Below are 6,499 nucleotides of genomic sequence, written 5' to 3'. Positions count from 1 at the left end.
GATATTATCAATGCAAGTGTTAAGGCATATATCGCAGGTGTAAACAGGTTGCTTAGGGAGTAGTGGTTGCATGCATATGGATAATCTTAAAATATACGGTTTCAGGGCAAATATAGATTCTGTTGGTGATGTGCTGTCACAAATCAATGAAATCAAAAAAGACGAAGAGATTATACAGCTTATGGATGCGGATGCAATAGCTTCTAAAAATCATGTAGTTCATGGAGTCAATCATGCAGTCGCTGCGTTTGACCGTGGTGAAAACATTGCAAAGGATTTGGGAGTTGAAGTTCTTTTAAGATGCTCTGCACAGCGCCAGATTTCAAAGGCATTTAAAATATTGGGCCTCAGTGAAGGGGATATGAATCTCTGTGCAGTTTTAATTAATTGCGATGATGATTATGTTGAGGAATTGGAATCTCTTTTCACTCGTGATGATGATGTTTTAGATGGTGATGAGGACAAATTAAAGGAGATTTATGCAATCACTGATATTGAAGCTGAAAATATGTCTGTTGAAAATATAATTATCGACAGAATTTCAAAACTCATAGTTGATTATTGATCTCTTCTATTATTTTATCAAGATACTCCTCTTTAAGGCAGTCATAGTCTAAGTTTTTAATCTCAACTGCAATGGCCTTTTGTTTTATGCGGTTGTAGTTGGGACATGTTGTTATGAATCCGCTTCTGTCAATAGGCAGTGACTTTTTCAGATTCCAGCTGATTTCTTTTGCATTTGCATGAGGTATAATTACATTAACGCCTCTTTTATCGGCATGTATTGTATTATCAATATTGTTTTTTACATGCTCTGTTGCATTTAATGAAACTTCCAGTTTTTCAGTTACATTTTCAAGTTCACTACATATACCACCACATACAATTTGTGATGTTTTGCTTAATTTTTGAGGAAGTGATGTTCTTTTAAAGATTTCACTGTCACTGGATGAAATGAATCCCCCGCTTCCGACATTGATTATCTTTGGCGAACCTGTCGATGCAATGATAATGTCTGAATAATTTCCGTTTCCCAATAGGTTTTGCTTATCGCCAATTCCTGCTGATGCATCCTCAATGGTTATAATGCCGTTGCATTTGCAATATTTTGATATTGCTTTGGTGTCCTGCTCGGCGGTATAACCTGCAAAACTTGTAAAAATCAGTGCAGAATTATCTTCAATTTCCAAATCATCCATATATTCTGGATTTATAAGTCCCAAATCTGTTTTTAAGGTTATAATGTTTTTATTTAAAAATTTGGCGATTTGCTTGAATCCGTGCCATCCTCCCTGATCAGGTATGATGACGTCACCTTCAATGGCTGAAAGAGCAATGAAAATGCTGTTGTTTCCGCTTGAAGTGATTTTTGCTTCTTCATGTGAAGTCAGCCGCCTAATCTTTTCAATGCATTTGGCTTCATAGTCTTCGTTGTCTTTTGCAGCTTCTGCCATAATTTCCAAGGTTTTCTTTGAAGGGGTTTTAAACTTAAACATAATTATCCACTTTTAAAGTACATGTCAAGGGTAGTCTGCTTTGTGTGAAGCATTTCATTTAGAAGTGTTCCCTGTTTCACATATCTGTTGACAGGAATCCTGAGTTTTTCTCCTGAATATTTAAGGCAATCTTCCAGGGTTTCAAATTCCAGATATGGTCTCAGCATTGCTTCTTTGATGTTTTCTCTTACATTAAAAACACCCAATGGGACATATCCGTCGTAAGCCTCTCTTAAAATTATCAATCCGGATTGCCTTTTTATTTTTAGAAGATAATCAAGAACTGCCATCTTTGCGGTGTAATAGCATCCGCCAACTCTTGAATATTCTTTTTTACCGCCGTTTGTTTCATAATCTGAAAATATCAATTCTTCATTTCTCATTAATTTAATGAATGCTTCATACCATTCATATTGCCATTCTGTAGGTGTTAAAATGATTATATAATAATTGTTCAGAGCTCCGAATTCAAATACTCTATAAGTGTCCAGTATTTCAAATTTCCTGACTTCCTTTAGGAATTCATCTGCAAGTGTTGAATCGCATGCGGTAATTGACCATCGTGTCGGAACGAGTTTTCTCTTATTTTTAGTACCGATGGCTCCAACGGAAAATGCCTTCTGCATAGCGGTGAACGGAACGTCTTTGTTGTGGAGATTCAAAACAGCTTCTGTTGCTTTCAGGTCAGTATCATAAAATGTTTTTTCAAGCTGCCTGTCCCATCTGACTGCATCGATATCGAATTTTTCAATGACTGCACTGGGTCCGTGGGGCATGCTGTCTTCTGTAAGCATGGATCCTGTCGGACGCCTGCCAAAAGTCGCTTCACTGTCGATTGAGGTGGATGCAAGTGATATGTCCTGGAGCTTTTCAACAAACGGATTTTCCAAATCGTCAATCTTTATCAGTTGTTTTCCACGGACAAGATTCATCCTATAGTTTATGATTTCATCCTGGGTTTTGTTTTGCCCTATCCAGTCTTCAGGAGAGTCCATGATATGTGTATCTCCCATCTGGCTGCTCATCATTGGCCCCGCATAGACTTTGGGATAGGACCATCTTCCAATAAAAACAGATGGCGGGGTTGTTCCTTCCAGGTTTTTTCCAACTTTAACGGACTTCATTTGGATTTGTTCCGTTAATTTGGCAAGATAGGCATTTTTAGTTGTTTTCATAGTTATCTTAATTTAAAAAAAGTAAAAAAGTAAAAATACTTAAAATAAGTATTTTTAACAGAATTCGATGGTTGCTGGTGGTTTATCACTTATTGAAAGTGCTACGTGGGTAACTTCAGATATTTCAGAAGTGATTCTTTGTGAAATGGTTTGAATAACCTCCCAAGGAAGTTCAGCAACTGAAGCGGTCATGGCATCAATGGAGTTCACGATTCTGACTACCACAAGGTATCCAAAGTCTCTTTGGTCTCCTTTAACACCGGTAACTTTGGTGTCGGTCAGAACAGCAAAGTATTGCCATACCTGTTCATTGATTCCTCTGGCTTCGACTTCATCGCAGACAATCTTGTTTGCTTTTCTGCAGATTTCAACATTTTCTCTTGTAAGTGCTCCAACAACACGTACTCCAAGTCCAGGTCCTGGGAAAGGTTGTCTGTAGACTGTTGTTGCAGGAAGTCCTAATTCATCTCCGATTTCTCTGACTTCGTCCTTGTACAGGTCTCTGATTGGTTCACAGAGTTCCAATTCCATACCGCTTGGAAGTGCCAGGTTGTGGTGGGATTTGATTTCACCTTCGGTTTCAATCCAGTCTGGAGCAATTGTTCCCTGAACTAAATATTTGGCTCCGGATTCGATAGCTTCTCTTTCAAATACTTCAATAAACACTCTTCCAATGATTTTTCTTTTTTCTTCCGGATCTTCAACTCCTGCAAGTTGATCCATAAACTCATCGGAAGCATCAACAAATTTGAAATTCAATCTGTCTTTAAATGTATTGGTTACTTGTTCAACTTCTCCTTCTCTTAAAAGACCATGGTCTACAAAGATTGCAGTCAAATTGTCTCCGATAGCTTCTTGAGCAAGTACGGAACAAACTGAACTGTCTACTCCTCCGGATAATGCAATTATTGCTTTTTCATCACCAATTTGGTCTTTAATTTTTTGGACGGCGTCATCAATAAATTCTTTTGGGCTTAACATCTTATTCCTCGTCTTCGTCTTCTTCGTAATCTTCAATGATTTGTTTGATCATAGCTTCGAGTCCATTGTCATTGCCGGATTCGATAGCTTCAATAATATCATCATATTTAATAAATTTTTCAAGTTTTACGGATTTGGCTCCTATTCCAGAAATTCTGAATCCATATTCTTCATCACCGATTGGAATATTGACGTATTGTCTTTTTAAACCGGCTTTATTGTCTTGTGCTTTTGTTGCTAAATCTTCAGCATTATCAATCATAATTATACACCTTTTTGACAGATTTTATAGAAATTTTTAAAAATAATTTCGCCTTTTGGAGTATGGTGCACTTCAGGGTGGAACTGGATTCCATATACATCCCTGTCTTTGTGCTTAAAGGATTCAACATCACATAGGGAAGAACTGGCCAGGATTTCAAACTCTTCAGGAATTGTTTTCACCTCATCTTTGTGTGAAGACCAAACGTCCATTTGAGGTGCCAATCCTTCAAACAGATTTTCTTCATTTTGAATATTAATTTTAACTTGAGCATAACTTTCAGTATCTGAAGTGGTAACTTCTCCGCCGTATGCTTTAGCAATTAATTGATGGCCAAGACATATTCCTAAAATCGGTATGTCAAAGCTTTTTATGTATTCTTCACTATTTCCTGCACCTTCAAGTGAAGGTCCTCCACCCAGTATCAATCCGATTGGGTTTTCAGCTTCAATCTCTTCTATAGTCAATGTATTTGAAACCAGTTTGGATGGAATATTCAGATATTGAAGGCTTCTTTGTATTCTATGATTGTATTGTCCTTTATTATTAATCACTAATATTGTCATTTTATACTCCATGAAAATATAATGATATTATTTTTGGTTTTTTTATTTATTATAGTTTATTAAAAATAGAAATTTTCTTCGAATTCATTAAAATTTATATATGATATTTTATAAATGTGAATTACATGGAATTCGAAGATTTAATATTTATCATAGTTGCTATTCTGATAGCCGTTGTATTGTTAAAAATATTCATGTGGTTACTGCCGGTTATTGTAGTATTGATAATTGCATTTTTCATCTACATGTATTTAAAAGAACACCATAACTAATTTTCTTTTAAATCCTGAAATGCTGAAGTTGCAGCCACTGCACCTTCACCGCATGCTACAACCCACTGTTTCAATCCCACACAAACATCGCCTATTGCATAAACATAGTCAATATTGGTTTTTTGGTCTTTATCAATGATTATGTGTCCGGATTCATCCAGATTAACGCCTAACTTGATTGCCAATTCGGTATGCGGAATGTATCCTACACTTATGAAGACTCCATTTGTTGGAACTTCGTTTAATTCACCTGTTTTTGTGTCTTTCAGAATGACTGATTCAACAAGCATTTCACCTTTGATTTCTTCAACAGTTGCATTGAGAATTGTATTGATGCCCGCATCTTTAATCAGATTTTGCAGGTGCTTTTGGGCTCTGAATTCATCTCTTCTGTGGACTAAAGTAACATTGGCTCCAAGGTTTTTAAGGTATAATGCCTCCTGAAGGGCGCTGTTTCCTCCGCCGACCATTATGATGTCACGGCCTGCAAAGAAAAATCCGTCACATGTTGCACAGTAGCTGACACCTTTTCCTTTAAATTCCTCTTCTCCTTTGGCGTTCAGTTGCCTGTGTGAACTTCCTGTTGCAAGGATGATTGTTTTTGACTGGTACTGGTCCTTGTTTGTTGTAACTGTGAAACGGTAGTCTTCATCGTTTTGGACAATTTCAACCACTTCTTCCATCTCATGCAGATCACAGTTTTTTATTGCCTGTCCTTTCATTTTTTCAATCAGTTCAAGACCTGAAATACTTTCAAAACCAGGATAGTTTTCCATTTCAGGAACTTCACGGCCGATTCCTCCTGCAAGATCCCTGTCAATAATAAGGTTTTTTGTTCCTTGGCGACCTGCATAAATTCCGGCTGTTAATCCACCGGGTCCGGCTCCAATAATGATAATGTCATATTGTTCCATTGTAATTACCTCTAATTATTATTTGGTAATCATGTTTTAAAAAAAGATAGGATTTAATGGGTTTAAATTAAATCCTTAATTGCCTGTTTTACATCACTTAAATCTTCTGTAGGCTCAAATCTTCTAACGACATTTCCTTCACGGTCGACCAAAAATTTGGTAAAATTCCATTTGATGTCATTGTTGTCTTTATAATGTCTGTCGACTGCTTTTAAAACCAGTTTTAATTTTGTTGCACCTTTTCCGGTAATGTCTTTAAATGGTTGTTCATTTTTGAGGTATTCGAATAGCGGTGATGCGTTTTCACCGTTGACGTCAATCTTATCGAATATCTGATATGGAACCAGCCATTTGCTGCGGCATACTTCGGTAATCTCTTCGGTGCTTCCAGGTGCTTGTTTTCCAAATTGGTTGCATGGGAAATCCAAAATTTCAAATCCGTCATCTTTGAATTCGGCATATATTTCATTTAATTCTGTATATTGTGGGGTAAAGCCGCATTTTGTAGCGGAGTTCACGATTAAAAGTACTTTGCCTTTGTATTCGGATAGTGAAACCATGTTTCCTTCTCCGTCTTTTACTTCAAAATCATATATTGTCATGATTTACACCTCTGTTTGAAGACTTAACTAAGGTTAAGACTTGTTAAGTAGTATATAGAAATGTATTATATAAATATTGTTAATGCAAATTGATGACTTTTTGGTCAGTTCGCAAAGTATCGGATTTCAAAATGAATGATTTGACATTAACTATCTTAAATAACTCTACTGTAATTAATGAAGACGGAAGTTTGGAATAAGTTTTCATTTTTCTTTTTTTTAATTATTACC

The 6,499-nt window shown here is 36.4% G+C and carries 9 protein-coding genes; 2 read left to right on the top strand and 7 right to left on the bottom strand.

Annotation, left to right across the window (positions count from 1 at the left end; translation table 11 throughout):
• Nucleotides 1-70 precede the first annotated feature (70 nt).
• On the top strand, nt 71-565 hold the full coding sequence (gene cgi121 / locus ACJMLH_RS03440; RefSeq protein ID WP_405274747.1) for a KEOPS complex subunit Cgi121: 495 nt from the start codon (nt 71-73) through the stop codon (nt 563-565).
• Here the strand turns inward: cgi121 and ACJMLH_RS03435 are convergent.
• From ACJMLH_RS03435 to ACJMLH_RS03415, 5 genes are read right to left on the bottom strand one after another with little or no spacing between them, the layout of a single operon-like run.
• The gene (locus ACJMLH_RS03435) at nt 549-1,496 is read right to left on the bottom strand and encodes a DegT/DnrJ/EryC1/StrS family aminotransferase (protein WP_405274745.1); all 948 of its coding nucleotides are present in this window, start codon (nt 1,494-1,496) and stop codon (nt 549-551) included. The two genes, cgi121 and ACJMLH_RS03435, sit on opposite strands and share 17 nt — an antisense overlap.
• A gap of 2 nt (nt 1,497-1,498) precedes the next feature.
• The gene (locus tag ACJMLH_RS03430) at nt 1,499-2,671 is read right to left on the bottom strand and encodes a hypothetical protein (RefSeq protein WP_405274743.1); all 1,173 of its coding nucleotides are present in this window, start codon (nt 2,669-2,671) and stop codon (nt 1,499-1,501) included.
• Between the two features lie 54 nt (nt 2,672-2,725).
• The gene (gene guaA, locus ACJMLH_RS03425; protein ID WP_405274741.1) at nt 2,726-3,652 is read right to left on the bottom strand and encodes a glutamine-hydrolyzing GMP synthase; all 927 of its coding nucleotides are present in this window, start codon (nt 3,650-3,652) and stop codon (nt 2,726-2,728) included.
• A gap of 1 nt (nt 3,653) precedes the next feature.
• A complete protein-coding gene (locus ACJMLH_RS03420) occupies nt 3,654-3,914 on the bottom strand; it encodes a hypothetical protein (RefSeq protein WP_405274739.1) in 261 nt (86 codons plus the stop codon).
• Between the two features lie 2 nt (nt 3,915-3,916).
• Nucleotides 3,917-4,480: a GMP synthase subunit A gene (locus tag ACJMLH_RS03415; RefSeq protein WP_405274737.1), complete on the bottom strand. Its 564-nt coding sequence runs from the start codon at nt 4,478-4,480 to the stop codon at nt 3,917-3,919.
• A 125-nt stretch (nt 4,481-4,605) separates the two neighbouring features.
• On the opposite strand from ACJMLH_RS03415, the gene ACJMLH_RS03410 reads away from it, so the two are divergent.
• Complete coding sequence (locus ACJMLH_RS03410; protein ID WP_405274735.1) at nt 4,606-4,752, top strand: hypothetical protein; 147 nt, start codon at nt 4,606-4,608, stop codon at nt 4,750-4,752.
• Here ACJMLH_RS03410 and ACJMLH_RS03405 read toward each other — a convergent pair.
• Together ACJMLH_RS03405 and ACJMLH_RS03400 are read right to left on the bottom strand one after the other, a co-directional pair.
• Nucleotides 4,749-5,666 (bottom strand): NAD(P)/FAD-dependent oxidoreductase, encoded by a 918-nt coding sequence (locus ACJMLH_RS03405; RefSeq protein ID WP_405274733.1) that lies wholly within the window; start codon nt 5,664-5,666, stop codon nt 4,749-4,751. The two genes, ACJMLH_RS03410 and ACJMLH_RS03405, sit on opposite strands and share 4 nt — an antisense overlap.
• A 62-nt stretch (nt 5,667-5,728) precedes the next feature.
• The gene (locus ACJMLH_RS03400) at nt 5,729-6,268 is read right to left on the bottom strand and encodes a glutathione peroxidase (RefSeq protein WP_405274731.1); all 540 of its coding nucleotides are present in this window, start codon (nt 6,266-6,268) and stop codon (nt 5,729-5,731) included.
• Nucleotides 6,269-6,499: the final 231 nt, after the last annotated feature.

The organism is Methanobrevibacter sp. (assembly GCF_045116495.1).
Classification (GTDB): Archaea; Methanobacteriota; Methanobacteria; order Methanobacteriales; family Methanobacteriaceae; genus Methanocatella.
Note: the sequence above shows the minus strand (reverse complement) of the source record. Positions and strands in the feature narration are given on the sequence as shown.